Origin of the sequence: Brachybacterium equifaecis, from assembly GCF_023509525.1 — a bacterium.
Lineage (GTDB): Bacteria > Actinomycetota > Actinomycetes > Actinomycetales > Dermabacteraceae > Brachybacterium > Brachybacterium equifaecis.
This window is the reverse complement of record NZ_JAKNCJ010000001.1, coordinates 399,996-424,772: the sequence shown is the minus strand read 5'-3', so window position 1 is coordinate 424,772 and position 24,777 is coordinate 399,996. Positions and strand designations below refer to the sequence as shown.

Annotated in this window: 22 protein-coding genes; 13 read left to right on the top strand and 9 right to left on the bottom strand. The window is 72.6% G+C overall.

The features are described from left to right. Positions 1 to 29: 29 nt before the first annotated feature. From Bequi_RS01925 to Bequi_RS01910, 4 genes are read right to left on the bottom strand one after another with little or no spacing between them, the layout of a single operon-like run. Complete coding sequence (locus tag Bequi_RS01925; protein ID WP_249736316.1) at positions 30 to 1,049, bottom strand: ABC transporter ATP-binding protein; 1,020 nt, start codon at positions 1,047 to 1,049, stop codon at positions 30 to 32. After that, positions 1,046 to 1,879: an ABC transporter permease gene (locus Bequi_RS01920; RefSeq protein WP_249736315.1), complete on the bottom strand. Its 834-nt coding sequence runs from the start codon at positions 1,877 to 1,879 to the stop codon at positions 1,046 to 1,048. Before Bequi_RS01920 ends, Bequi_RS01925 begins: the two co-directional genes overlap by 4 nt. Next, the gene (locus Bequi_RS01915; protein WP_249736314.1) at positions 1,872 to 2,666 is read right to left on the bottom strand and encodes an ABC transporter permease; all 795 of its coding nucleotides are present in this window, start codon (positions 2,664 to 2,666) and stop codon (positions 1,872 to 1,874) included. The genes Bequi_RS01920 and Bequi_RS01915 overlap by 8 nt, the downstream gene beginning before the upstream one ends. 17 nt (positions 2,667 to 2,683) lie before the next feature. Next, positions 2,684 to 3,331, bottom strand: coding sequence for an endonuclease (locus Bequi_RS01910; RefSeq protein ID WP_249736313.1), 648 nt, complete (start codon positions 3,329 to 3,331; stop codon positions 2,684 to 2,686). Positions 3,332 to 3,401: 70 nt separating this feature from the next. On the opposite strand from Bequi_RS01910, the gene Bequi_RS01905 reads away from it, so the two are divergent. Beyond that, entirely contained in the window at positions 3,402 to 4,217 is an 816-nt protein-coding gene (locus tag Bequi_RS01905) for an SDR family oxidoreductase (RefSeq protein WP_249736312.1), read from the top strand. Between the two features lie 10 nt (positions 4,218 to 4,227). Next, positions 4,228 to 6,066: an ABC transporter ATP-binding protein gene (locus Bequi_RS01900; protein WP_249736753.1), complete on the top strand. Its 1,839-nt coding sequence runs from the start codon at positions 4,228 to 4,230 to the stop codon at positions 6,064 to 6,066. 53 nt (positions 6,067 to 6,119) lie between these two features. Here Bequi_RS01900 and Bequi_RS01895 read toward each other — a convergent pair whose 3' ends face one another. After that, on the bottom strand, positions 6,120 to 6,383 hold the full coding sequence (locus tag Bequi_RS01895) for a hypothetical protein (protein ID WP_249736311.1): 264 nt from the start codon (positions 6,381 to 6,383) through the stop codon (positions 6,120 to 6,122). Positions 6,384 to 6,537: 154 nt separating this feature from the next. Next, positions 6,538 to 6,810: a 2Fe-2S iron-sulfur cluster-binding protein gene (locus tag Bequi_RS01890; RefSeq protein ID WP_249736310.1), complete on the bottom strand. Its 273-nt coding sequence runs from the start codon at positions 6,808 to 6,810 to the stop codon at positions 6,538 to 6,540. Positions 6,811 to 7,072: 262 nt separating this feature from the next. Between Bequi_RS01890 and Bequi_RS01885 the strand changes: the two genes are divergently transcribed. Then, the gene (locus Bequi_RS01885) at positions 7,073 to 7,813 is read left to right on the top strand and encodes a response regulator transcription factor (protein WP_249736309.1); all 741 of its coding nucleotides are present in this window, start codon (positions 7,073 to 7,075) and stop codon (positions 7,811 to 7,813) included. Next, positions 7,810 to 9,309: a sensor histidine kinase gene (locus Bequi_RS01880; RefSeq protein ID WP_249736308.1), complete on the top strand. Its 1,500-nt coding sequence runs from the start codon at positions 7,810 to 7,812 to the stop codon at positions 9,307 to 9,309. The genes Bequi_RS01885 and Bequi_RS01880 overlap by 4 nt, the downstream gene beginning before the upstream one ends. A gap of 26 nt (positions 9,310 to 9,335) precedes the next feature. On the opposite strand, the gene Bequi_RS01875 is transcribed toward Bequi_RS01880, so the two are convergent. Next, positions 9,336 to 10,007: a response regulator gene (locus Bequi_RS01875; RefSeq protein ID WP_249736307.1), complete on the bottom strand. Its 672-nt coding sequence runs from the start codon at positions 10,005 to 10,007 to the stop codon at positions 9,336 to 9,338. Continuing rightward, positions 10,004 to 11,395, bottom strand: a complete 1,392-nt coding sequence (locus Bequi_RS01870) for a sensor histidine kinase (protein WP_249736306.1) — start codon at positions 11,393 to 11,395, stop codon at positions 10,004 to 10,006. Before Bequi_RS01870 ends, Bequi_RS01875 begins: the two co-directional genes overlap by 4 nt. 133 nt (positions 11,396 to 11,528) lie before the next feature. Between Bequi_RS01870 and Bequi_RS01865 the strand changes: the two genes are divergently transcribed. The 4 genes from Bequi_RS01865 to Bequi_RS01850 all read left to right on the top strand — a co-directional run bounded on the left by Bequi_RS01865 (position 11,529) and on the right by Bequi_RS01850 (position 18,725). Then, positions 11,529 to 13,157: a PspC domain-containing protein gene (locus tag Bequi_RS01865; protein WP_249736305.1), complete on the top strand. Its 1,629-nt coding sequence runs from the start codon at positions 11,529 to 11,531 to the stop codon at positions 13,155 to 13,157. Further along, positions 13,154 to 13,615, top strand: a complete 462-nt coding sequence (locus tag Bequi_RS01860) for a hypothetical protein (RefSeq protein ID WP_249736304.1) — start codon at positions 13,154 to 13,156, stop codon at positions 13,613 to 13,615. Before Bequi_RS01865 ends, Bequi_RS01860 begins: the two co-directional genes overlap by 4 nt. A gap of 202 nt (positions 13,616 to 13,817) precedes the next feature. Beyond that, positions 13,818 to 17,114: an isoleucine--tRNA ligase gene (ileS, locus tag Bequi_RS01855; RefSeq protein WP_249736303.1), complete on the top strand. Its 3,297-nt coding sequence runs from the start codon at positions 13,818 to 13,820 to the stop codon at positions 17,112 to 17,114. Positions 17,115 to 17,306: 192 nt separating this feature from the next. Beyond that, positions 17,307 to 18,725, top strand: a complete 1,419-nt coding sequence (locus Bequi_RS01850) for an S-layer homology domain-containing protein (RefSeq protein WP_249736302.1) — start codon at positions 17,307 to 17,309, stop codon at positions 18,723 to 18,725. A 31-nt stretch (positions 18,726 to 18,756) separates the two neighbouring features. Here Bequi_RS01850 and Bequi_RS01845 read toward each other — a convergent pair whose 3' ends face one another. Continuing rightward, the gene (locus Bequi_RS01845; RefSeq protein ID WP_249736301.1) at positions 18,757 to 20,532 is read right to left on the bottom strand and encodes a hypothetical protein; all 1,776 of its coding nucleotides are present in this window, start codon (positions 20,530 to 20,532) and stop codon (positions 18,757 to 18,759) included. A gap of 217 nt (positions 20,533 to 20,749) precedes the next feature. Between Bequi_RS01845 and Bequi_RS01840 the strand changes: the two genes are divergently transcribed. The 5 genes from Bequi_RS01840 (at position 20,750) to ftsY (ending at position 24,728) form a co-directional block, all read left to right on the top strand. Further along, the gene (locus tag Bequi_RS01840; RefSeq protein ID WP_249736752.1) at positions 20,750 to 22,099 is read left to right on the top strand and encodes a bifunctional folylpolyglutamate synthase/dihydrofolate synthase; all 1,350 of its coding nucleotides are present in this window, start codon (positions 20,750 to 20,752) and stop codon (positions 22,097 to 22,099) included. A gap of 2 nt (positions 22,100 to 22,101) precedes the next feature. Continuing rightward, on the top strand, positions 22,102 to 22,542 hold the full coding sequence (locus Bequi_RS01835) for a DUF4233 domain-containing protein (protein WP_249736300.1): 441 nt from the start codon (positions 22,102 to 22,104) through the stop codon (positions 22,540 to 22,542). 9 nt (positions 22,543 to 22,551) lie between these two features. Beyond that, complete coding sequence (gene ndk, locus Bequi_RS01830) at positions 22,552 to 22,977, top strand: nucleoside-diphosphate kinase (protein ID WP_249736299.1); 426 nt, start codon at positions 22,552 to 22,554, stop codon at positions 22,975 to 22,977. Between the two features lie 81 nt (positions 22,978 to 23,058). Beyond that, complete coding sequence (locus tag Bequi_RS01825; protein WP_249736298.1) at positions 23,059 to 23,205, top strand: hypothetical protein; 147 nt, start codon at positions 23,059 to 23,061, stop codon at positions 23,203 to 23,205. Between the two features lie 86 nt (positions 23,206 to 23,291). Then, positions 23,292 to 24,728 carry a signal recognition particle-docking protein FtsY gene (gene ftsY / locus Bequi_RS01820; protein WP_249736297.1) on the top strand — a complete coding sequence of 479 codons (1,437 nt, stop codon included), beginning with the start codon at positions 23,292 to 23,294 and terminating at the stop codon, positions 24,726 to 24,728. The last annotated feature ends 49 nt before the right edge of the window (positions 24,729 to 24,777 follow it).

The window sequence follows — 24,777 nt, the reverse complement described above, 5'->3', positions numbered from 1 at the left end:
TCGGAGCCCCCAGGATACGCGGAGCAGGCTCACCGCTCCTGCGCGGAGATCCGGCGCACGAGATCCTCGATCGCGGGCTCCGCGAGCGAGAGATCCGCGATCTCCGCCTGCTCGGAGAGCGATGCGAGCAGCACCGGGACGGTGAGGTCGGCGCCCGAGAAGCGGATCCGGTGGCGGATCCCGCCCGCCTCGATGCCCGCGCACTGAGCGCCGGGCGGGACGCGCAGCGGCTCCTCCCGCGGAGAGGCGAGGTCGAGGATCAGCTCGCGGGGCGCGCCGAGGGATTCGCGCAGATCCGCGAGCGCCCCGTCGTAGGCGACCGCGCCGCCGTCGACGATCACGATCCGCTCCGCGAGCCGCTCGACATCGCTCATGTCATGGGTGGTGAGGAACAGGGTCGTGCCCCGTTCGGCGCGGTCCTCGGTGAGGAAGCGCCGCAAGCCCTCCTTCGAGACCATGTCCAGCCCGATCGTCGGCTCATCGAGGATCACGAGCTGCGGGGAGTGCAGGAGCGCCGCGGCGACCTCCCCGCGCATCCGCTGCCCGAGCGAGAGCTGGCGCACGGGCCGGTCCAGGAAGCCAGAGAGGTCAAGGCCCGCCACCAGGCGGTCCAGCCGTGCGCGCCGCTCGCGCTCGGTGAGGCGGTGCATGGCGCCGAGGATCGCGAAGGAGTCGCGCAGCGGCAGATCCCACCACAGCTGGGAGCGCTGTCCGAAGACCACCCCGATCTCGCGTGCGAGCTGGCGCCTCTCGGCCACGGGCGAGCGCCCGAGCACCCGCACGTCTCCTGAGGTGGGCTGGAGGATGCCCGTCATCATCTTGATGGTCGTGGACTTCCCGGCTCCGTTCGCGCCGACGAAGCCGACCGCCTCCCCGCGCTCGATGTGCAGGGTGAGGTCGTCGACCGCGCGGATCACGCGCGCGGTGCGGCGACGGGCGCCGTCGGCCTTCGCGTGCACCGTGTAGTCGCGTCGCAGGGCCGTGAGCGCGACGGCAGGGCCGCGCTCGCCGACGGCCGGATCGCGGGTGGGGGTCGGGGACTGGTTCATCCGCCTGCTCCTGTGTATCGGCGAACCCCCGCGCGCCACAGCAGCGCCGTCGCGGTCCACAGCAGGATCGCGGCGGGCAGCCCCAGCCAGCCCGTCCACTGCGGCAGCAGGGCGGGGCCGGGCAGGTCCAGGAGCACGAGGGCGGGGGTGTAGGCGACGAGGGTCGCCGGGATGACGAAGGTGAAGAAGGCGCGCATCGGGGCGCCGAACACGGCGCCGGGAGTGGTGGCCACATAGTTGCCGCCGTAGGTGAAGGCGTTCGCGAACTCCCGCCCGTCGATCAGCCAGAACTGCAGGGCGCCCGCGGCCACGAACAGGGCGGAGAAGATCGCCGCGCCTGCGAGCGGCGCGAGAATCGCCAGCACAAGGTCCGCCGCTCCGGGGGAGAAGCCCGCGGCGAGCAGAGCACCGACGTACATCGCCAGACCCACCGCGATCCGGCCGATGCGCCGCAGCGAGAGATCCAGGCTCGAGAGCTGGAGCAGCAGCGGCACGGGCCGGATCAGGAGGGTCTCGAGCCTTCCCGAGCGGACGAGGGAGGAGACCTGCTCGACCTCACCGAAGGCGAGGTCCGCGAGGCCGAAGGCGAGCGAGGCGAGACCGTAGACGACCGCGACCTGCGTGAGGGTCATCCCGCCGAACACGCCGACCTGGGAGAGGATCACCCACAGCTCGATGAACTCGACGATCACCAGCAGGGCCTGGCCGGCGAGGTCGGCCGCGAAGCTCGCGCGGAAGGATGCCTGCGAACGGATGCGGGAGCCGTAGAGCGCCGCGGCCATGCGCAGGGGGCCGACCGGGCGGTCGAGACGGGACGCGCGATCAGCCACCCTGCACCTCCAGGGAGCGGGCGCCGGCGCGCAGCATGACCGCGGCGGCGAGGAGCAGCACGAGGATCCAGGCCGACTGCACGCCGATCAGGCCGATAGCCGACGCCGGCCCCACACGGCCGGAGAGCACATCGATGGGGGTCTGCACCATGGAGGGGAACGGCGTCCAGCGGGCGATCGCGAGCAGCCACGGAGGGAACCAGAGGATCGGGATCAGGAAGCCGGAGAGCAGGTTCATCACCGAGTTGTAGAGGACGGTGAGGCCGCGGGTCTCGAGGATCCAGAACGCCGCGAGGTTCACGAGCATGTCCCCGAGGAACGCGACCGTGATCGCGAGAGCGATCGTGAGCACGCCGAGCGGATAGCTCAGCGGATCCTCGGGCAGGGCGAGACCCGTCAGCAGCGCGCCGATCAGCATCGGGGGGATGCCGCGCGCGAGCAGGTAATAGGAGGAGCGGCCGAGCTTCTGGGCGAAGAACAGCCCCAGGAAGCTCAGCGGCCGCAGGAGATCGACCGCCACATCGCCCTGGTGCACGCGAGCAGCCACCTCGCGCGTGCCGAAGGCCTCGATCGGCGCGAGCAGCGCCTGCCCGAGCCATACGTAGGTGGCGGCCTGGAGCGCGGTGTACCCGTTCAGCTCCCCGCCGGCGGCATGGATCGCCGCCAGCAGGATCGAGGCGCGGATGAGCCCGAACATCGAGTTCGTGAAGATCCCCGCGAGCGTCGCGGTGCGATAGGTCGTGTGCTGGCGGAAGGTCGCGGTGAGGATCCGCCAGTACGAGAGCACCGGAGGAGTCTAGTCGCTCAGATGCCGGCGCGCTCGAGGAGCTGCGGATCGCGCGCGACCCGCACCATCGCGGCGCACAGCGGCGCCAGCTCGTCCCCGGTGACGAGATCGGCCAGCGCGGACGGGTCCGTCGGCAGCCCCGCCGCCCGGGCGCCTTTGCGCACGAGGTCGTCCGCGGCGGGCCGCACGCTCGGCCAGACCGCCTGGACCTCGCGCAGGAAGATCCGTGCGCCCGTCGGCCCGATGCCCTCGAACTCCTGGAGCAGTCGCGCGATGCGCGCGGGATCCCCGCCGGCCTCGTCCCGGAGGGCGCGCAGGTCCCCGCCCCAGCGATCCTGCAGCAGGGACGCGGCGTGCGCGAGCTTCGCGGACGTCGACTCGTCGTAGCGGCGGTAGCCGCCGCGGCCGAGCACCGCGACTCGCTGGCGGTGGGTGGAGGCGGCGAGGCGCTCGGGGCTGGTCCATCCCGCGCCGATCAGCACGCGGGCGGTGTCCACGGCGGCCTGCGAGCGGATCCGCGCCGAGAGCAGCAGGGTGAGGAGCAGCAGCTCCCACAGTGCGGAGGGCTCGTCGCGCAGCGCGATCCCGGCATCGGCGGCGAATGTCGTGCCGTGCTCGCGCACGAGGCGCGCGGCGAGGTCGCGGGGGTCGTCGGAGGTCGTCACGGGATCACGCTAGCGCCGCGACCGACGTGTGCGGTGCGTCCGCCGTCGGCAGCGCTCGTACTCTGGAGCCATGAGCGAGACCCTTCCCTCCCCGTCCGTGACCACCGTCGACCCCCGTACGCCGGGGGCCGAGCGGACGGCCGTCGTCACCGGTGCCTCCTCGGGCATCGGGCGGGCCACCGCCGAGCGTCTTGTGGCCGACGACTGGCGCGTGCTTGCGGTCGCGCGGCGCGAGGAGCGCCTGTCGCAGCTCGCGCAGGAGAACGGCTGCGAGATCCTGCGGGTCGACGTCACCGACGACGAGTCCGTCTCCCGACTCGCCGGCCGTGTGGACGAGCTGTTCCCGCAGGGTCTGCACGCGCTGGTCCACGTGGCAGGAGGGGCGCTCGGCACCGAGACCGTCGAGGGCGCCGACCTCGCCAAGTGGCGCGCCATGTTCGAATCGAACACGCTCGGGCCCGTGCGGGTCACGCAGGCCCTCCTGCCCGCCGTCCGCCGCTCGGGCAGCGGCAGCATCCTCGTTCTCTCCTCGACGGCTGCGCAGGTCGCGTACGAGGGCGGTGCCGGATACAACGCGGCGAAGGCCGGAGAGCACATGATGGCCGCCGCCCTGCGCCTCGAGCTGAACGGCGAGCCGATCCGCGTCATCGAGATCGCCCCCGGGATGGTGGCCACCGAGGAGTTCTCCCTTGTGCGGCTCGGCGGGGACCGCGCGGCTGCGGCTGCCGTCTACGAAGGTGTCGAGGAGCCGCTGCGCGCGGAGGATGTCGCCGACGTCATCGCCTATGCGCTGCACGCGCCCCAGCACGTGAACCTGGACCTCGTGACGCTGCGGCCCCTCGCCCAGGCAGCCGCCCACAAGGTCGCCCGCGGCGCGGGGATCTGAGCCGGTGAGCATGGCCCACGGCCCCGGGATGGGCGGCGGCATGGGCGGCGGGGGAGGGGGCCGCGCGATGCCGGGAGCGGAGGATCGCCGGCTCGCCCCCGGGCAGAAGGCCGACACCCGCCGGATCCTTCGTCTGTTCGCCCCCTACCGCGGCACACTCGCCGTCGTGGGGCTCCTGATCGCCCTGGCGGCGGCGACTGGCGTGATCTCCCCGTTCCTCGTGCGCGAGATCGTGGACGTTGCGCTCCCGGATCGGCGCATGGACATCCTCGCGTGGTGCGTGGGCGGGATGATCGCGGTGACGACGATCTCCGCCGTGCTCGGAGTGATCCAGGGGATGCTCTCGACCGGCGTGGGCCAGGCGATCATGCACGACCTGCGCGTGGCGACCTTCGGGCACCTCCAGCGCATGGGTCTGGGGTTCTTCACGCGCACCCGCACCGGCGAGGTCCAGTCGCGCATCTTCAACGACATCGGTGCGATGCAGGCTGTCGTCACGAGCGTGCTCACCTCCATCGTGTCCTCCGTCGCCGCGATCGCCATGGCGGTGGCGGCGATGGCCGCGATGGACTGGCGCCTGACCCTGTTCTCGCTGATCACCGTGCCGCTCGCGGTGTGGATGAACCGGCGTGTGGGGCTGCGCCGCCGCGCCATCACGAAAGCCCAGCAGGAGACCGCCGCCGATCTCTCCTCCTCGATCCAGGAGTCTCTGTCCGTCAGCGGCATCCTGCTCGGCACGACCATGGGGCGCACCGCCGAGCTCACCGCCCACTTCGACGGCCTCTCCCGGCGCCTGGCCGACCTCGGCGTCTCCTCGACCACCGCGGGCCGCTGGCAGATGGCGCTCTACACGACGCTGATGTCGGTCATCCCCGCGCTCACGTATCTCCTGGGCGGGGCGCTCCTGTTTGGCGAGACCCCCGGCATCACCATCGGCACTCTCGTCGCGTTCATCGCCCTGCAGTCGGGTCTGTACCCGCAGATCAACGGGCTGCTGCGGGTGGCCACCCAGGTCAGCTCGTCCCTCGCCCTGTTCACCCGGGTCTTCGAATACCTCGACGCGCCCGTCACGATCGCCGAGAAGCCCGGAGCGCTGGCGCTCGACCCCGCCCGGGTACGCGGAGAGGTGCGGCTGCGCGGCGTGCACTTCCGCTACCCGGGCTCGGAGGAGGACACCCTCCACGGCCTCGACATCTCTGTCGATCCCGGCACCCACACGGCGCTCGTCGGCACCACGGGCTCCGGGAAGACGACGACCGGCTACCTCATGGCCCGTCTCTACGACCCGACGGCGGGCTCGGTGACGCTCGACGGCCACGACCTGCGCGACCTCACGCTCCGCAGCATCGCGGACTGCGTCGGCGTGGTCACCCAGGAGATGTATCTGCTGCACGCGAGCATCGCCGAGAACCTGCGTTTCGCGGCGCCGGAGGCGAGCGATGAGGATCTCGTGCGCGCGTGCCGCATCGCGCAGATCCACGACCACATCGCGTCACTTCCCGAGGGGTACCAGACGGTCGTCGGGGAGCGGGGCTATCGCTTCTCCGGAGGCGAGAAGCAGCGTCTCGCGCTCGCGCGCACGATCCTGCGGGATCCGCCCGTGCTGCTCCTCGACGAGGCGACCAGCGCGCTGGACACCCTCACGGAGCAGGCGATGAGCGGGGCGCTCGCCGCTCTCAGCTCCGGCCGCACCACCATCTCGATCGCGCACCGGCTCTCCACCATCCGCCATGCGGATCAGATCGTGGTGCTCGAGAAGGGGCGAGTGCTCGAGCGCGGCACCTATGACGAGCTGATCCAGAGGGGCGGCGCCTTCGCCGCGCTCGCCGCGCGGGACGCGAGCGTCTGAGAGGGGATGGGTCTCAGCATCCTGCCGTCAGCCTCAGCCTCAGCCGTCAGCCGTCAGCCGTCAGCCGATCCGACGCTGCGCGCGGCCAGGACGCTGAGGCCCAGCAGCGCCAGCGACGCGGCGCAGAGCAGGGTCCCGGCGCCGAGACCCAGGGAGGGTCCGCCGATCAGGGCGGCCAGCAGTGCGAGCAGCGCGAGCACCAGCAGCGGCGGAGCCAGCCGTGATCTGGCGGAGTGGGCGCGGGGGCGGCCGGGGGTCGAGAGATCGGCTCTGCTGAGATCGACGCTGCTGAGGACGGTGCGGGGAGCGGTCGTCATCTCGGGTGCCTCCTGGGGATCCCGCGCCGACGAGCATCGGCGCCATGGCTCCACCCTGCCGCGCAGCGAGGCCCGACGACATCAGACCCAGAGCTGATCCGGGGCAGACCAGGGTCGTACCCGGAGGAGGGCCCGGGCGGATCCGCGCCCGCTCTCAGACGTCGATCTCGATCTCCCCGATGCCGCGGGAGACGCAGGGGGTCATGCGCTCGGCGCGCTCGTCCTCCAGCAGGAACTCGTCCTGGTGGATGACCTCGCCCGCGATCAGCGGCACCACGCAGGTGCCGCACACCCCGCCCTCGCAGGAGTAGTCCACGGAGATCCCCGCGTCCAGGAGCGCCTGCAGGAGCGTCTCCTCGGAGCCGACCTCGACGGTCTTCCCCGCCGCGCGGCACTTCGCGGTGAACGGCTCGCCTGCATAGGACATCAGGTTCCTCCTGGGGTGCGCGGCCGCGAGGACCGGGGGTGAGCTCCCCAGCTTGCCACGCGCCCGGCCCGCGAGGCACGGGGCGTGACCCCCGACTCAGCCGGCACCGCCCCGGCGCGCCGGGACTGTGCATCTGCTGTGCGCGGGCGCCCGACCTGCTGTGAGCATCCCAGGATCGAGCGGGGGAGCGGGCGGCTCGCGCGCTCGCAGGGCTAGTGTCGACCCATCGCAGCGCACCGCTGCCCCTGACCAGGAGCCCGCCATGTCCCACAGCCCTGTCGCCGCTCTCGCGGCGCTGCCCGCCCTCCAGCACCCCGACGGCTCGCCGATCCGGGTGCTCGTGGTCGAGGACGAGCCGATGATCGCCGACCTCCTGCGCTTCCCGCTGCAGATGATCGGCTGGGAGGCGACCGTCGTCGGAGACGGGCTGGAGGCGGTGCGCATCGCCCGGGAGATCCGACCCGATGTGCTGGTGCTGGATCGGATGCTCCCCGGCATCGAGGGCCTCGAGGTGCTGCGCCGGATCCGCGCGCTGCAGCCCGAGGTCCCCTCCCTGATGCTGACGGCGATGGACGCCCCCGCCGATCGGGTCACCGGCCTCGCCGCCGGGGCCGACGACTACGTCACCAAGCCCTTCACCATGGAGGAGGTGCTGCTGCGCCTGCACCGGCTCGTGCAGCGCTCGGGAGTGACCGCGCTCTCGAGCAGCGAGCTGGTCGTCGGCGATCTCGTGATGAACCTCGACACCCATGAGGTGACGCGCGGCGGCGATGCCATCGCCCTCACGGCCACCCAGTACCAGCTCCTGCAGTACCTGATGGAGAACCCGCAGCGTGTGCTGTCGAAGTCGCAGATCCTCGACGCCGTGTGGAACTACGACTTCGGCGGGCAGGCCAACATCGTCGAGCTCTACATCTCCTACCTGCGCAAGCGCATCGATCTGGGGCGCGAGCCGATGATCCACACGGTGCGCGGGGCCGGATACATGCTGAAGCCCGCATGAGCGCCAGGCCCCACCTCGCAGGCCGCCGCGCGAGCCTGCGGCGCACCCTCGTGCTCCTCCTGCTCGCCACGGTCGCGACGATGTGCCTCGCGCTCTCGCTGATCACCCACATCTCCGTGTCGAGCCAGCTGCACACGCAGCTCGACGCCCAGCTCCAGCGCGCCGCGCAGCGCGCCGCCGGTCCCGGCTCCGCCGTCGGCCCCGATGACGCCGGCGGTGCGGACGACGCCGGAGGGGCAGGTGGGGCAGGAGGAGCGGGGACCCCGGGCGGGGCCCCGGGCTCCGGCGAGTTCGAGCTCACCGCCGTGCTCGATGCCGACGGCGCCGTGGTCAGCGCGAGCTGGCGGGATGCCGGCGGCACGGTCCACGCGATCAGCGATCTCGCCCCTCTGCAGGCGGCCGTCGCGGACACCGACGGTGACCGCGGGACCGTGGACCTCGCCGCCGACGGCCTCGGGGAGTACACCTTCCGGCTCGGCCGCGGTCCCGGCGGCCAGCAGGTGCTCGCCGGGCTCCCGCTCGATCCGCTCCGCTCCACGCTCGCGCGCCTGGACCTCACGCTCGTCGGGGCGAGCCTGCTGGCGCTCCTGGCCACGGGCATCCTCGGCTCGCTCATCGTGCGCCGCACCCTGCGACCGCTCGAGGAGGTGTCCGCCGTCGCCGGGCAGGTGGCCGACATGCCGCTCGCGCGCGGCGACGTGGTCATCGCCTCCCGCGTCGACGACCGGATCGCTCGCAGCGGGACCGAGGCGGGAGAGGTGGGCAGGGCGCTGAACCTGCTGCTGGAGAACGTGGAGGGCGCGCTCGAGACGCGACAGCGCACCGAGGAGGGGATGCGGCGCTTCATCGCCGACGCCTCGCACGAGCTGCGCACCCCGCTCACCGCGATCCGCGGGTACACGGAGATGATCCGGCTGACGGAGGAGCTGACGCCCCACGGCGAGCAGTCCGTGGAGCGCCTGGAGGCGCAGTCGCACCGGATGACCGCGCTCGTGGAGGACCTGCTCCTCCTCGCGCGGCTCGACGAAGGGGCGCAGGCCGCGCTCACCGAGGTCGATCTCGCAGAGATCGTGCTGGACGCGGTGATGGACGCGCAGGTCACCGCGCCGGACCACGAGTGGCGGATCGACGTCCCCGAGGAGACGATCCAGGTGCGCGGCGATGCGCGCCAGCTCTCGCAGATCGTCGTCAACCTCCTGTCGAACGCGCGCAAGCACACTCCGCTCGGCACGACGGTGCGTGCGGGGCTGGCCGCTGAACAGAGGAGCGCCGTGCTGCGCGTCGAGGACGACGGCCCCGGGATCGACGCCGCGCGCACGGGGGACGTCTTCGCCCGCTTCACCCGTGCGGACGCCGCCCGCTCCGGGAGCGAGGGCACCACGGGGCTCGGTCTGCCCATCGTGAAGGCGATCACCGAAGCCCATGGGGGCGCGATCGAGGTCGACAGCCGCCCTGGGCGCACGGTGTTCACCGTCCGCCTGCCGCTCGCGGACTGAGCGCTGCAGCGCGCGCGGGGGTCGCGTCAGATGACGCGGCGGTCCCTCGCCCAGCGTGCGAGCTCGCGGCGGTTCGTGAGCTGGAGCTTGCGCAGGACGCTGGAGACGTGGCTCTCGACCGTGCGGTCGGAGATGAACAGCGCCGACCCCGCCTCGCGGTACGTGTATCCGCGGGCGATGAGCTTCATGACCTCCTGCTCGCGCGGGGAGAGGAGATCCAGCTCGGTGGGCACGGGCGGAGCCGTCCCCCGGAAGGCGTCGAGCACGAATCCCGCCAGGCGCGGGGAGAAGACCGCATCGCCCTCGGCGACTCTGCGGATCGCCGCGACCAGATCCGCAGGCAGGATCGACTTGGTGACGTATCCGCGCGCCCCCGCTCGGATCACCGCGAGGACGTCGTCCTCCGCGTCGGAGACCGACAGGGCGAGCGCGCGCACGGGCTCGCCCGCGGCGGTGGTGAGCTCATGCAGCGCGTCGGCGACCTCGGCGCCTCCGCCGCCCAGGCCCCCGGGCAGGTGCACATCCAGCAGCACCACATCGGGCCGAAGCCTCTGCGCGGCGGCGATGGCGGACTCCACGTCATCGGCCTGGCCGACGACCGCGAGGCCCGGGTCGTGGGCGGTGATCTCCCCGGAGACGCCGGCGGCGAAGATCCGGTGGTCATCGACCACCAGCACGCGGATCGGGCGGGCGCTCATGCCGTCCTCCTGCCGCGGGGGAGGAGCAGGGCCACCTCCGTGCCTCCACCGGGACCCGGATGCACCTGCGCGCTACCCCCTGCGCGACGCATGCGGCCGATGATCGATTCGCGCACGCCCAGGCGGTCGGGCGGGACGGAGTCCAGGTCGAAGCCGGGACCGCGATCCCGCACGAACGCCTCCACCCGCGCCGCATCGACATCCACGAACAGGTCCACCCCATCGCGACCATGGCGGCAGGCGTTCGACGCCGCTTCGCGCAGGGCCGCCAGGAGCGGGCGGAGATCCTCGGTCACCGGGGCATCGCCGACGACGACCGCATGCACGTCCATCCCGTGGAGATCCTCGAGCTCCGCGGCGAGCGCCTCCACGGCCCCGCGCAGATCCTCCGGCGCGCCGGGCTCCGCGGCCCCGGCCCGGTAGAGCCATCGCCGCAGCTCGCGCTCCTGCTGCCGGGCGAGGTGACGCACGGTGGCCGGTTCCGTGCCGGGGCGCTGCAGCACGGTCAGGGTCTGCAGCACGGAGTCGTGCAGATGGGCGGTGAACTCGCTGCGCTGCTGCACGAGCGCGCGCTCACCGGCCTCTTCGCGCACCGCGCGCCACAGGTGCCGGCCCCAGGGGATGACGAGGAGCGAGGCGAGCAGCGCGGTGCCGGCGATGACGATCGCCGTGCCGATCATGGCGCCGGGACCGAAGCTCACCCCCACGACGGCGAGGGCCCCGAGGGCCAGAGCGGCCAGCGCGAGCGCGAGAGCAGCGATCGCGGGCAGGGGCACGCGCGCGGCACCCTCTGCCCGTGCGGCATCGAGCAGGCTCAGCGGGAGCAGTCCGAGCACGAGGCCCGCGGCCGGAACCGCGAGGCAGAAGGCGAGCAGGTGCAGGGCGATGCCGTACCAGGAGCTGATCGCGGCCATCGCCGGGCCGAACGCGCCCATCACCAGCACGGCGACCACGAGACCGCTCGCAGCGGCCAGGCACAGCCATCGCAGCAGCAGCAGCGGCTGGGGTCGAGCCCCCGCCAGGGGAGCGTTCGCGCTCTGCGCGGGGCGGCCGGCGATCGGGGACAGCACCGCCGCCATCGCACGGCGACGCTGCAGGGCGTCATCGCCCGGGAGCGTCGCCCAGGCCAGAACGTAGGCGACCAGCGGCGCTGCTGCGAGCAGGAGCATTCCGCGCGTGACGCCGATGTGCCCGGGGTAGGAGAGGTCCTCCACGGCGATCACCGGCAGGAGCGTGCAGGTGAGCACCGCGCTGATCGCGCACGCTCCGCGCAGCAGCGCAGGGGAGATCTCGAGCACCGCGGCGAGCGCCGCGCAGGTGCCGGTGAGGACGGCTCGGCGCGGATGGCGGTTCCAGGCCTCGGCCGAGGGGAGGATCAGGGTGGGCATGGGCCCATCATGCCTGCGCCGAACGGAGATCCGTGCCCTGGTGCGCTCGCTCCGGGGAACCTCCGGGATGAGCCCGGGGAGAAGCGGGGCCGATCTGGCACCTCCGGCCCGCGGCGCCGGAGAGGATGGCTGCATGAGCGAGTTCCCGCCTCCCGTCCCGCCCGGTGCGACCGGTGCCCCCGGTGCGCCCGAGGACCCCATCCGCCCCGCGGTGCGCGCACTCATCGTCCCCGCCCATGGCTCCCCGGCCGAGCGCGCCCTGCGCACGGGGGTGCTCCGGGACCCGGCTGCGGGATTCACCGGCGGCGTGTGCGCTGCGCTGGGGGCGGCATGGGGAGTCCCGGCGGCGATGATCCGCGCCCTCGCCGTGCTCCTCACGCTGCTGGGGATCGGTCCGCTGCTGTATCTGCTGGGCCTGCTCCTGCTGCCGGCCTTCCCGCCTGCGGTCCAGCCCGCAGCACAGCCTGGTGGCGCCGGGCAGAGACCCGATGCCGCGCAGCCCGTGCGGCGGGGGACCGGCACCACCGGGGACGTGCTGATCGTGATGGCGATGATCCCTGCCGGCATCGGCGCCCTGATCTGGATGCTCCTGCTCCTCACCGAGCTGCGGACTCTGCCCGTGCTCGTCGTTCTCGTCCTGGTGCCGCTGGTCACCGCGGTCGCGGTCTCCGCGCGACGCGCTCAGCGCGCCCGGCTGGCGTACCTCCTGGGAGGGCTCGGCGAGCGCGCCGGTGTCGTCGGTCCCGAAGAGCTCGCCGCCGTGATGCAGGAGCACGCACGCCGCGCACCGTGGGCTCTCGCCAGCGCGTCGGTGCGCCCGGTCGCGTCGGTCCCGTCGGCCCCCGAGGCGGCGCAGTCAGAGCAGCCCGACGCTCCGAGGCTCGATGAGGCCTCCTCTCGCGCCCCTCGGTCGCCCATCTCGCTGCGGCCCCACCTGCTGCGAGCAACCGCGCTCCTGGCCGTCGGCGCGCTCGCCGTCGCGGGACTCGCTCTGCTCCAGAGCAGTGCGTCCTGGGTCCCCGACGGTGCGCCGCTGCCTGCTGCGTGGATCGCCGGCGGGACCGCCGCAGCGGTGCTCGTGACGGCGGGCATGCTGATGATCTGGGCGGGTCTGCGCGGCCAGCGCGCCGTCGGCACCGCCCTGGTCGCCCTGGCAGCGCTGCCCGTCCTCGTCCTCGGCGCGGGCTGGGCGCGGCTGACCTTCGACCCGAGAGCGGAGCCCGCGATCTTCACCGTGGATCAGTACGCGCCGGGTGGATTCGTGGACGTCTGCGGCGGGCAGGACGCCTCCACGCTCGCCCAGCCCGTGGTCGTGGATCTCTCCGGTCTCGAGGTGCCCGCTGATCGCGAGAGCGCGGTCGCGATGTGGGAGGCCGATCATGCTGCGGCAGGCGGCCCCGCTGCGCCGGAGGATCCGGCCGCGGCTCCCGACGGCGAGGAGCCGGCGGCCGCGAGCGACGGGGGAGGCGCCCCGGCGAGCGACGGCGGAGGAGATGCCCCCGCCGAATTCGACCCCTATGCCTCGGAGCCGGAGCCGATGTCGCTGCACATGTTCGTCTACTGCACCCGCCCCGTCGGCAGGGTGACCGTGATCCTCCCTCCCGAGAGAACCCCCTTCACCTCGGACCTCGTGCCCGCGATCGGCACCGTGGGAGGCCAGGCTCCTGCGCTCGAGCACGGCGTGGATCCGGGCGAGATCGGAGTCCATCTCACCGGGAGCATCGCCGCCGGTGACGTCATCTACACGAGGAGCGGATCATGAGCACCGCAGCACCCAGCCCGGCCACGATGCCGGGCGCAGACCAGCTCGTCGGCGTCGACGCGGCGTCCGCACCCAGGGGTCCCGGATCCGTCGAGCCCCCAGCGCCCCCGACGCGGCGCCGTCCCCTCACCGTCGGCATCGGAGTCTTCTGGATCCTCGCCGCCCTGGTCATCGTCGGCATCTGGGCGCTCGGGCAGGCGGCGCCGCTGTGGCTGCTCCTGCCGGGCCTCGTGCTCGCGCTCGCCGTCTCGCTCGCGGCCGCTGCCCTCGTGCCCGTGCAGCGGGCTGAGGGGCAGGAGGACCCCGACCCGGTCTCCGGGCGGAGGGAGGCTAGGATGACTTCATCGGCACCGACCCGGCCATCACCGGAGAGCCGCGGGAAGAACAGCTCTTCCCCTGACATCGAGGACGCCCCCGCGCAGGCGGATGGTCCGGTGCCAGGGAGCCGAGCCCAGTAGAACCCGCCGGGACCAGCCCGTCACAGCTGAGGATCGAGGGGATGCCCCCGTCGGCCCTGGGCGCCCCGGCGCGCAGAGCCTGCGGAGCAGGGGCATCAACCGAGGTGGTACCGCGCGTGCCGCCCTCGCCCACCCGGCGAGGCGGGAGGCGTCCTCGGGCAGCGTCGCAGAAGTCCGCCACCACCGCCCCTCGGAGGTCCTCATGGTCTACCCCCTCAGCGGAGACCCGCTCGTCCCCTCGCCGAACCTGCCCGCGCTCGAGAACCGGATCATCGAGTTCTGGCGCGAGGACGACACCTTCCGCGCCTCCATCGCGCAGCGCGAGGGCGCCGAGGAGTTCGTCTTCTACGACGGCCCTCCCTTCGCCAACGGCCTGCCCCACTACGGCCACCTTCTCACGGGCTTCGTGAAGGACGTCGTGCCGCGCTTCCAGACGATGAACGGAAAGAAGGTCGACCGCCGCTTCGGCTGGGACACCCACGGCCTGCCGGCCGAGCTCGAGGCCATGCGCGAGCTCGGCATGACCGAGAAGCGCGAGATCGAGGAGATGGGCGTCCAGGCGTTCAACAACGCCGCCCGCGCCTCGGTGCTGAAGTACACGAAGGAGTGGGAGGAGTACGTCACCCGCCAGGCCCGCTGGGTCGACTTCGAGAACGACTACAAGACTCTGGACCCCTCCTTCATGGAGTCGGTGCTGTGGGCCTTCAAGACGCTGTACGACAAGGGCCGTGCCTACGAGGGCTACTACGTGCTGCCCTACTGCTGGAAGGACCAGACGCCGCTGTCCGCGCACGAGCTGCGCATGGACGACGACGTCTACCAGGAGCGCCAGGACCAGACCGTCACGGTCACCCTGCCCTTCACCGGCGAGAAAGCCGAGAGCCTCGGCCTCGCGGGGGTGAAGGCTCTCGCCTGGACGACCACGCCCTGGACCCTGCCGACGAACTTCTCGCTCGCCGTCGGCCCCGAGCTGACGTACGTCGTCGTGCCCGCGGGACCGAACGGTGCGGCCGACGGCTCCGCCCCCGGCGCCTCCCGCTACCTCATGGTGAAGGAGCTCATCGGCTCCTATGCGAAGGAGCTCGGCTACGACGACGCCGAGAGCGTCCTCGCCGCTCTCGAGCCGCGCACGTTCGCCGGTCGCGAGCTCGAGCACGTCTCCTACGAGCCGCTGTGGAGCGTCTACTCCGCCGATCCCGCGCGGTGGGGGCTCGAGAACGCCTGGATCGTGACGGTCGCCGATTACGTCTCCACCGACGACGGCACGGGCGTGGTCCACCAGGCGACCGCCTACGGCGAGATCGACCAGCAGGTCAACGCCGAGTACGGCATCCCCGTGGTCGTCTCCGTGGACGACGGCGCACAGTTCCTGGACTACTTCCGCGGCACCGAGCTCGACGAGATCGCCGGGCTGCAGGTGTTCGAGGCGAACCGGCCGATCATCCGGAACCTCCAGCGCGCCGGCCGCCTCCTGCGCGAGGCCAGCTACGTGCACTCCTACCCGCACTGCTGGCGCTGCCGGAACCCGCTGATCTACAAGGCCGTGAGCTCCTGGTACATCAAGGTCGCCGATCAGCGTGCGCGCATGCTCGAGCTGAACGAGCAGATCGAGTGGGTCCCGGGCAACGTCAAGGACGGCCAGTTCGGGAAGTGGCTCGAGGGTGCCCGCGACTGGGCGATCTCGCGCAACCGCTACTGGGGCTCCCCGATCCCGGTGTGGAAGAGCGACGACGCGAACCATCCGCGCGTCGAGGTCTACGGCTCGCTCGCGGAGATCGAGGAGGCCTTCGGCCGCCTGCCGCTGGACGAGAACGGCGAGGTGAATCTCCACCGCCCCTACATCGACGACCTCACGCGCCCGAACCCGGACGACCCCACGGGGAAGTCCGCGATGCGCCGCGTCACCGACGTGTTCGACGTCTGGTTCGACTCCGGCTCGATGCCGTACGCCCAGGTGCACTACCCCTTCGAGAACACCGACTGGTTCGAGTCGCACAACCCCGCCGACTTCATCGTCGAGTACATCGGGCAGACCCGCGGCTGGTTCTACGTCATGCACGTGCTCTCCACCGCCCTGTTCGACCGCCCGGCGTTCACCTCCGTCATCTGCCACGGCATCGTGCTCGGCGAGGACGGCCAGAAGATGAGCAAGTCGCTGCGCAACTACCCCGATGTGCGCGAGATGTTCGACCTCTACGGGGCCGACGCGATGCGCTGGTTCCTCATGAGCTCTCCGATCCTGCGCGGCGGCAACCTCGTGGTCGACGAGCCGAAGATCCGCGAGGCCGTGCGCCAGACCGTGCTGCCGCTGTGGAACGTCTGGTACTTCCTGGCGCTGTACGCGAACGCCGCCGGGGAGAAGGACGCGGATGGCCGTCCCGCCGGCTACACCGGCCAGCCGCGCTTCGAAGCGGCCGACGTGATGGACCGCTACCTCCTCGCCCGCACGGGCGCGCTGGTGGAGTCCGTGCGGGGCGCGTTCGAGCGCCTCGAGCTGGCCGAGGCCGCCGAGCTGATCCAGGACCACCTGGACATGCTCACGAACTGGTACGTGCGCCGTTCGCGCGACCGCTTCTGGGAGGGGGACGCCGAGGCGATCGACGTGCTCTCCACGTGCCTGGAGACCCTGTGCCGGGTGGCGGCTCCGCTGCTGCCGATGGTCACCGAGGAGATCTGGCAGCAGCTCACGGGCGGGCGCTCCGTGCACCTGACCGACTGGCCGGATGCCGTGCAGTTCCCGCGCGACCCGGAGCTCGTGGCCCGCATGGACCTCGTGCGCCAGGTCGCCGGCGTCGGCAACTCGCTGCGCAAGAAGGAGGGCCTGCGCGCCCGCCTCCCGCTCGCCGAGCTGACCGTCGTCACCTCCGATCCGCAGGCGCTCGCCGACTTCACCGGGATCATCGCCGACGAGCTGAACGTGAAGCACGTGCGCCTGCTCGACGTGGCGAGCCCCGAGGCCCAGGCGATGGGCGTCGAGCAGCGGCTCAGCGTCAACGCACGCGCCGCCGGGCCCCGTCTCGGCAAGAACGTGCAGGTCGTCATCAAGGGGTCGAAGACGGGGGACTGGTCCGTCGATGAGAACGGCGTGGTCACCTCCGGCGGGCTCGCGCTCGAGGAGGGGGAGTACACCCTCGATCTCGTCGCCGGCAGCTCCTCGCAGTCCGAAGGCACCGCGATCGGCGTCCTGCGCGGCGGGAACTTCGTCGTCCTGGACACCGCGCTCACTCCGGAGCTCGAGGCCGAGGGCACGGCCCGTGACGTGATCCGTGCGATCCAGCAGGCCCGCCGCGAGGCCGGGCTCGACGTCTCCGACCGGATCCGCCTGACGGTCGCCGGCGATGAGGCGGTCGTCGCCGCCGTCGCCGCGCATCGCGATCTCGTCGCCGCGGAGGTGCTCGCTACGGACCTGCAGGTCCCCGCCGAGCCGGCAGCGGGCGCGCACAGCGCGAGCGAGAAGGTCGCGGGCGGCGCGGTGACCGTGTCGGTGGCGCGGGCCTGAGTCGGCACCGACCGGACCGGGGCGTGCATGCGCCCCGGTCCGGCCGGCGCGTCCGCTCGGCCGCAGACCGGACCAGCGGCCGCGCACCGGGCCGTTCCGCGGCCGGGCCCGGGCACGTATGCTCGGCGCGTCAGCCAGACTCGCCTGCGCGGTGATCGCGGGGCGCACCCCGCACCCGAGAAGGCCCTCCCCATGACCTCTCCCGCTCCTCGCACATCCCTCACGGCCCGGCCCCTCGCCGTGCTCGGCCTCCTCGCAGCGCTCCTGCTGGCGCTGCCGATCACGGCCGCGCGCGCCGAGACCCCGCCCGGAGGGATCGGCGGCTTCGATCCGGGCCTGCTGATCACCGACGCGCTGATGTTCGACGGGGGCGCTCTCGGAGCCGCCGAGATCGACGCCTTCCTCGACGAGCGCGGCGCCTCCTGCCGCACGGGAGTCGACGGCGCACCGTGCCTCAAGGACCTCGCGATGAGCACACCGCAGCGCGAGAAGACGGCGTACTGCGCCGCGATCCCCGCGGGCACTGCGCAGAGCGCCGGGCAGATCCTCGCGGCCGTCTCCGCCGCCTGCGGCGTGAGCCCGAAGGCCTTGCTGGTCATGCTGCAGAAGGAGCAGGGACTCGTGACCACCGCCGCTCCCACGTGGAAGAAGCTGGATCAGGCGCTCGGATTCGCCTGCCCCGACTTCCTCGGATGCGATCCGGCGAAGGCCGGCTTCGCGCAGCAGATCTACCAGGCCGGTTCGCGGCTGCAGGAGTACGGCGATCCGGCGCGCGGCTTCCGCTACCAGGCCGGCCGCACCTACGACCTGCAGTACAGCCCCTTCGAGTTCTGCGGCACCGGGCGCGTGAGCATTGCGAACCGCGCCACGGCGGCGCTCTACAACTACACGCCGTTCACGCCGAGCCAGGCGGCGCTCGACGCGGGCGCGGGGGTCGTGGCCGATGACGTCTGCGCGACCTACGGCAACCGCAACTTCTATCGGATCTACGCCACGTGGTTCGGATCGCCGACGGGGGCCGACCCCACCCCCAGCCCGATCGCCGCCCCGAGCATCGGGACCCCGAAGGCGCCCTTCACCGACGTGCGCCACGGCCAGTCCCAGTTCTTCGTCGAGATCGCCTGGCTCAAGCACCAGAAGCTCGCCACCGGCTGGGCCGACGGCACCTACCGGCCCTACCAGCCGATCGGTCGCGATGCGATGGCGGCGTTCCTCTATCGCGCGGCCGGCTCCCCGGAGTTCACCCCGCCCGTGGTCTCGCCCTTCACCGACGTCACCCCGCAGACCCAGTACTACCGGGAGATCACGTGGGCGCAGGCGCAGGGGATCACGACCGGCTATCCCGACGGGACTTTCCGCCCCACGCAGCCCATCGCCCGCGATGCGATGGCGGCGTTCCTCTATCGCGCCGCGGGATCGCCCGCGCACACGCCTCCTGCGAGCTCCCCGCTGGGCGACATCACCCCGGAGTCCACGATCTTCTACCGGGAGATCACGTGGGCTGCGAGTCAGCGGATCTCCACCGGCTGGCCCGACGGGACCTACCGCCCCGCCGAGCCCATCAGCCGCGAGGCGATGGCTGCATTCGTCTATCGCTGGAAGGTGGCCTGAGGCCCCCGCGCTCACGAGCACCGCGATCACCTCAGCTCCCCGGCCGCAGATCCTCGCGGGAGGTCTCCACGACGACGTCGCCCACGAGCTGCACCCCCGGGCCGATATAGGTTCCCTCGAGGTCGCGCTGGAGCGCTGACAGTTGCGGATCCGTGTCCTGGTGCTCGCGCAGCGTGCCGTAGTAGCCGGCCAGGCCATCGACCTCGCCGCTGCCGCGCTGCACGGAGTTGTGGCGATCCTGCATCAGGCCCTCGCCGCCGTGCTCCCCCCGCGGAGTCGGCAGGACGATGTCGGTGGCGCCGGGGCCGCCGGCCAGCGGGATCCCGAGGCGCAGCCCTCCGACATCCGCCGTCGGCACGAGGTCGGGGATGTTCAGCAGATGGCCGAGCATGTCCCGCGGATCGCCCACCAGGACCGGCGCGGTCATGGTGTCTCCTGCGATCGTGCCGTAGGAGCCGAGCAGGAGGGCGTCGCCGTCCGGCGGGACCGCCGGGACCATCGGCCCGTGCGCCACGTTCACCACCTGGGTGCCGTTCCGGGCCGCGCTCAGCGACTCCACCGGCGATCCCACGCTGAGGGAGTGGGTGATCCGGTAGGTCCCCTCGGCTCCGGATGTGCTGTTGACCAGCGGATCCGCGGCGAGCGCCGCGGCGACGATCCCGCCCTGGGAATGGCTGACCAGGAGAACGCGCGCTCCGGCCGGGACCAGCGGCTCTCCGTCTGCGCCCGGCGTCGCCATCGCTGCCTCGACCTGAGCCATCGAGGCCGTGCGCTCACCGGCGACGAGCTGGACGTCCGCCCCCCAGTCGCTCGGATTGCCCTGCGGGCCCCAGGCGAACGGGCTGCTGATGTCCTCTCCCTCTGTCGGCGGGAGGTGGACGACGTAGACGATCTCGCCGCCGTCGGCCGGGCGCACCGCCTGGATGCGGATCTGGCCGGTCGCGGAGCTGTCGAAGGGGTGGTCGGTGCCCGGCAGGGTGCGACGGGCCTCGTCGGTGGCGAGGATGAGATCGGCGAGACTCCGCGGAGCGGCCGAGGACTCGATCTTCTGGACGGAGCGGACCCTCACCTCGGTGCGCGGATCCAGGAAGCCGTCCGGGAGCCGGGCGAGACCGGGGGGCGACAGCGCCGCAGCGGACCCCGCCACCAGGATCCCTCCCGCAATCAGCTCGCTCGCGCTGGCCGGCCGGCCGAGCGGCGAGGACTCGAGGGCGATCCGAGCGAGGTTGTCGACATGGGCGTCCAGGGTCTGCACGCGAGGGTTCGCCGCGCCGCCTGGGAAGCGCGCCATCATCCAGTCCAGAGGCGTGATCAGCTCGACCTCGGTGCGGTCCGCGACGAGGGAGGGACCGGGCGCTCGCCCAGCAGCGGTGCCGCCCCACGCGGAGGAGAGCGCCGCCGGCGGCCCGCCGGCCCTGCCGTACATCGGGGTCCCGATCCCCTGGTATCCGCCCGCGAGGCCGTACATCGGGGTGCCGATCCCGGCATATGCAGGTGCCGGGCCCGCCGGTCCGGAAGGCGCAGTCGGCGCCGCAGAGTCCGTGGCGGAGGCCGCCTCCTGCTGGGCGGCGTGCCGCTCGAGGTCCCGGGCGCAGCGCGCGAGCGCCTCCGCCGCCTCGCGCCATGGCGCGTCCGCGCGCGCCGTCCAGTCCTCCCGGAACGCCTCCGCGTCGGGCCCCTCCCACACCGCCGCGCGCACCGCTCCGCCGAGCGCCGTCGCCGATCCGAGCAGCTCCGCCGAGTGCTGCTCCCACTGCGCGGCGCGGGCGCGCGCGGCCTCGACGTCCATCCCCAGGAATCCGCTCATGGCGCGACGCTAGGCCCCGCCCGGCGCCTCGCGACCGCTTCCCGTCGGCCCTGGGGAGAAGTACGCGCTGGGGAGGAACGGCGGCCCGGTGCAGGAACGGCCGGCCCGCCCCTCATAGACTGAGGCCTCCCCATCTCGCGCCGCGGATCGCACCCGGTCCGCTCCCGCGCGCTCAGCACCGAATGGAGCCGCTGTGCCCCGAACCGCCCGCCCGGAGATGTCCGAGCAGCTCCGCGCCGTCTACGCCGCACTGCTCGAGCGCGCGCCCGAGAACCGCATCGAGCCGGATCTCACCCGGATCCGCCGCGTGATGGAGCTGATGGGGGATCCGCAGCGCTCCTACCGCTCGATCCGCATCGCCGGCACCAACGGCAAGACCACCACCGCGCGGATCATCGAGCAGATCCTGCGCGAGGCGGGACTGCGCACGGGCCGCACCACCAGCCCGCACCTGCACTCGCCGGTGGAGAGGATCGCGATCGACGGCGCCCCCATCGACGAGGAGGGCTTCATCCAGGCCTACGAGGACGTCCTCCCGTTCGCCGAGGCCGTGGACGCCGAGTCCCTCGCAGCCGGGGGTCCCCGCCTGACCTTCTTCGAGTACATGGTGGCGATGGCGTTCCAGGCGTTCGCGACCGCCCCCGTCGACGTCGCCGTGGTGGAGGTCGGCCTCGGCGGCACCTGGGACGCGACCGGAGCGATCGACCCGGACGTCAGCGTCATCACCGCCATCGGCCTGGACCACCAGGACTACCTCGGGGACACGATCGCCGAGATCGCAGGGGAGAAGGCCGGCATCCTCACGGCCGGATCCTTCGCCGTCATCGGGGAGCAGGCCGAGCCCGACGCCGCCGACGTGCTGCGCGATCGCGCCGCCGAACTGGGCTGCGAGGCCGCCTTCGAGGGCGAGCAGATCGGCGTGCTCTCCCGCACCCCCGGCGTCGGCGGGCAGATGCTGAGCGTGCAGGGGATCGCCGGGCGCTACGACAGCCTGTTCCTCTCCCTGCTCGGCGAGCACCAGGCGCACAACGCCGTGCTCGCGATCGCGGCCTGCGAGGCGCTGCTCGGGGGAGGGGAGACGCCGCTGGGCGCCGAGATGCTCGCCGACGCCCTCGCCCGTGTCACCTCCCCGGGCCGTGCGGAGGTCGCCCGTCAGGCGCCCACGGTGCTGATCGACGCCGCCCACAACCCGGCCGGGGCCGAGGTCCTCGTCGAGACCGTGCGCGAGAACTTCCGCTTCACCCGCACGATCGGGCTCGTCGGCATCCTCGCGGAGAAGGACGCCGATGCGATCCTCGCGACGCTCGAGCCGCTGCTGGATGCCGTCGTCATCTCGCAGTCCTCCTCCCCCCGGGCCATCCCGGCCGACGTCCTCGCCGACATCGCGCGCGACGTCTTCGGCGACGAGGACCGCGTCATCGAGTCCGCGTCCCTCCCGGACGCGATCCAGCGCGCCGTGGATCTCGCAGAGGACGGCGGCGACCAGTTCGGCGGCGTCGTCGTCGCCGGATCGATCACGCTCGCAGCCGAGGTCCGCGACCTCCTCGGCCTCGCCGAGGAGGTGTGAGAGTGCCCGGCTCCCTGACCCCGTCGCAGCGCCCCCACGGCGCCCAGCGCATCCTCGCCTCGACGACGCTCGTGGTCGAGGCGCTCGTCATGGTCTTCGCCGCGCTCGTCGCCCACCAGCTAAGCCCTGGCACGCGCGCACCGGTGTGGACGCTGGCCCTGGTCACAGCGGTGCTGCTCGTGCTCACCAGCGGAATGCTCAAGAAGCGCGCCTGGCCCTACGCGATGGGCGCCCTGCTGCAGCTGCCGCTGATCGCGATGGGCATCTGGGTCGGGGCGATGTGGGCCGTCGGCCTGCTCTTCGCCGCGATCTACGTGTACAGCGTGCTGATCGGCCGAAAGCTCGATGCCGAGAAGGACGCGGTGGATGCCAGCTACTGGGAGGCGCACCCCGAGGAGGATCCTCGCAGGGCGGACCCAGGGCTGCAGGGCCGCGCTCGATAGGCTGACGCCATGAGCACCGAACGCACCCTGATCCTGCTGAAGCCCGACGCCGTCCGCCGCAGTCTGCGGGGCGAGATCCTGCGCCGCATCGAGGCCAAGGGATACTCCATCCTCGCGCTCGACCAGCGCGAGGCCACCCAGGAGCTCCTCGCCCAGCACTACGCCGAGCACGAGGGGAAGCCGTTCTACGGGCCCCTCGTCGACTTCATGAGCTCCGGCCCGGTCGTCGCGATCCTCGCCGAGGGAGAGGGCGTCATCGCGGGCTTCCGCTCGCTCGCCGGCGCCACCAACCCCACCCAGGCGGCTCCCGGCTCCATCCGCGGGGACCTCGCCCGCGAGTGGGACACCGCCGTGATCCAGAACCTCGTCCACGGCTCGGACTCCGAGGAGTCCGCTGCGCGCGAGATCGCGATCTGGTTCCCCGAGCAGGGCTGAGACCGCGCCCGTGAGGCGCATGTGACCAACTCCCCAGGCCGGCGGCGAGAGCCCCGCCTGGGGAGAGCACACAATGGACCCATGGGTCTCGTGAGCATTCTCTTCATCGTCTTCGCCGTCCTCCTCGCGCTCGGCGTGCTGGCGCTCACCGTGCTCACCGCCCGACGCGATGCAGAGCCGGTCGAGGCGCCCCTCCGAGGCACCTCCCGCACCGACCGCAGCGCCTGATCGCGGGCCGCACGGCCCGTACCCGCGGCCCCTAGACTGGGGGGCGGCCTGCGCCGAACGGCGCCCGTTACTCGTGGAGGTGCCCTGTGGACCCCAATGAAATCCTCGCCATACTCGCCGGCACCGGCGGCGGCCTGGTCGTCATCGGCACAGGCGCCTGGGCCTGGGTGCGCAGCCGCCGTGCGAAGGGCGACAGCACCCGGCAGGGCGGAAGCCGGCCGGGCACCGACTCGGCTGAGGGCACCGTCCGCACCACCTCCACCGGTCTGGAGGTCAAGGAGCGCCCGGCCACCAAGGACCGCCCCGCGGCTCCGACCTGGGGCGACACGCTCTCCGCCCCTGCTGCGCCCGCTGGCCCGGAAGAGACCGCCGCTCCGGCGGATGCAGCGCAGCGAGCCGCGACGGACGAGACCGTCCCGGCCCGGCCCGCCACCCCCGCGGAGCCCGCCGCGAGCCCCGCGCCCCCTGCTGCGGCTCCGGCCAGCGGCGTCGCTCCGACCGACGACGCCGCTGCTGAGCCGGCGCGGGCGGAGCCTGCGGCAGAGCCCGCCCCCGCCGTCGTGCCGCTGGATGCGCCGGAGCCCGCGGCCAGCCGTATGGAGCGCCTGCGCGAGCGCCTCTCCCGCTCCGGCTCCCTCGGCCGGGGCCTCCTCGGCCTGCTGACCAGCGGGAAGATCGACGAGAGCACGTGGGACGAGATCGAGGAGACGCTCCTGCTCGCCGACCTCGGCCCCAGCGCCACCGATGAGCTGATGGAGAACCTGCGCCGACGCATCCAGGTCATCAGCACCGAGGATCCGGTCGCCATCCGCGAGGCCCTGCGCCAGGAGCTCGTGAATCTCGTCGACCCGACTCTCGACCGCCGACTCGCCGCGACCGTGCGTACGGCGCCCGACGGCACTGCGGTGCCGTCGGTGATCATGATGGTCGGCGTCAACGGCACCGGGAAGACGACGACCGTCGGCAAGCTCGCGCGCGTGCTGGTCGCCGAGAACCGCAGCGTCGTCCTCGGCGCCGCCGACACCTTCCGCGCGGCTGCCGCAGATCAGCTCGCCACCTGGGGATCGCGCGTGGGCGTGGAGACCGTGCGCTCGGACCGCGACGGCGCCGATCCCGCAGCCGTCGCCTTCGACGCGGTCGCGCGCGGCATCGAGACCTCCGCCGACGTCGTCATCATCGACACGGCCGGGCGCCTGCAGAACAAGAAGGGCCTGATGGACGAGCTGGGCAAGGTGCGCCGCGTCGCGCAGAAGGCCCTGCACGGCGACGAGATCAGCGAGGTGCTCCTCGTCCTCGATGCGACCACCGGTCAGAACGGCATGCAGCAGGCCCGCGTGTTCTCCGAGGTGGTGCAGGTGACCGGTCTCGTGCTCACCAAGCTCGACGGCACCGCCAAGGGCGGCATCGTCGCGAACGTCCAGCGCGAACTGGGAGTGCCGGTGAAGATGGTCGGCCTCGGCGAGGGCATGGACGACCTCACGCCGTTCGACGCCTACGGATTCGTGGACGCGCTCCTGGACTGAGCGCCGCTCGACGCGACGCCCCCGGGCGCCCGCCCGTCCGCCTGCGCGG

Coding starts and splice junctions, on each gene's coding strand:
- ileS (WP_249736303.1), top strand. CDS start 13,818: ATGGTCTACCCCCTCAGCGGAGACCCGCTCGTCCCCTCGCCGAACCTG.
- Bequi_RS01825 (WP_249736298.1), top strand. CDS start 23,059: ATGGGTCTCGTGAGCATTCTCTTCATCGTCTTCGCCGTCCTCCTCGCG.
- ndk (WP_249736299.1), top strand. CDS start 22,552: ATGAGCACCGAACGCACCCTGATCCTGCTGAAGCCCGACGCCGTCCGC.
- Bequi_RS01905 (WP_249736312.1), top strand. CDS start 3,402: ATGAGCGAGACCCTTCCCTCCCCGTCCGTGACCACCGTCGACCCCCGT.
- Bequi_RS01885 (WP_249736309.1), top strand. CDS start 7,073: ATGTCCCACAGCCCTGTCGCCGCTCTCGCGGCGCTGCCCGCCCTCCAG.
- Bequi_RS01865 (WP_249736305.1), top strand. CDS start 11,529: ATGAGCGAGTTCCCGCCTCCCGTCCCGCCCGGTGCGACCGGTGCCCCC.
- Bequi_RS01925 (WP_249736316.1), bottom strand. CDS start 1,049: ATGAACCAGTCCCCGACCCCCACCCGCGATCCGGCCGTCGGCGAGCGC.
- Bequi_RS01845 (WP_249736301.1), bottom strand. CDS start 20,532: ATGAGCGGATTCCTGGGGATGGACGTCGAGGCCGCGCGCGCCCGCGCC.
- Bequi_RS01880 (WP_249736308.1), top strand. CDS start 7,810: ATGAGCGCCAGGCCCCACCTCGCAGGCCGCCGCGCGAGCCTGCGGCGC.
- Bequi_RS01895 (WP_249736311.1), bottom strand. CDS start 6,383: ATGACGACCGCTCCCCGCACCGTCCTCAGCAGCGTCGATCTCAGCAGA.
- Bequi_RS01875 (WP_249736307.1), bottom strand. CDS start 10,007: ATGAGCGCCCGCCCGATCCGCGTGCTGGTGGTCGATGACCACCGGATC.
- Bequi_RS01900 (WP_249736753.1), top strand. CDS start 4,228: ATGGCCCACGGCCCCGGGATGGGCGGCGGCATGGGCGGCGGGGGAGGG.
- Bequi_RS01840 (WP_249736752.1), top strand. CDS start 20,750: ATGTCCGAGCAGCTCCGCGCCGTCTACGCCGCACTGCTCGAGCGCGCG.
- Bequi_RS01890 (WP_249736310.1), bottom strand. CDS start 6,810: ATGTCCTATGCAGGCGAGCCGTTCACCGCGAAGTGCCGCGCGGCGGGG.
- Bequi_RS01850 (WP_249736302.1), top strand. CDS start 17,307: ATGACCTCTCCCGCTCCTCGCACATCCCTCACGGCCCGGCCCCTCGCC.
- Bequi_RS01870 (WP_249736306.1), bottom strand. CDS start 11,395: ATGCCCACCCTGATCCTCCCCTCGGCCGAGGCCTGGAACCGCCATCCG.
- Bequi_RS01860 (WP_249736304.1), top strand. CDS start 13,154: ATGAGCACCGCAGCACCCAGCCCGGCCACGATGCCGGGCGCAGACCAG.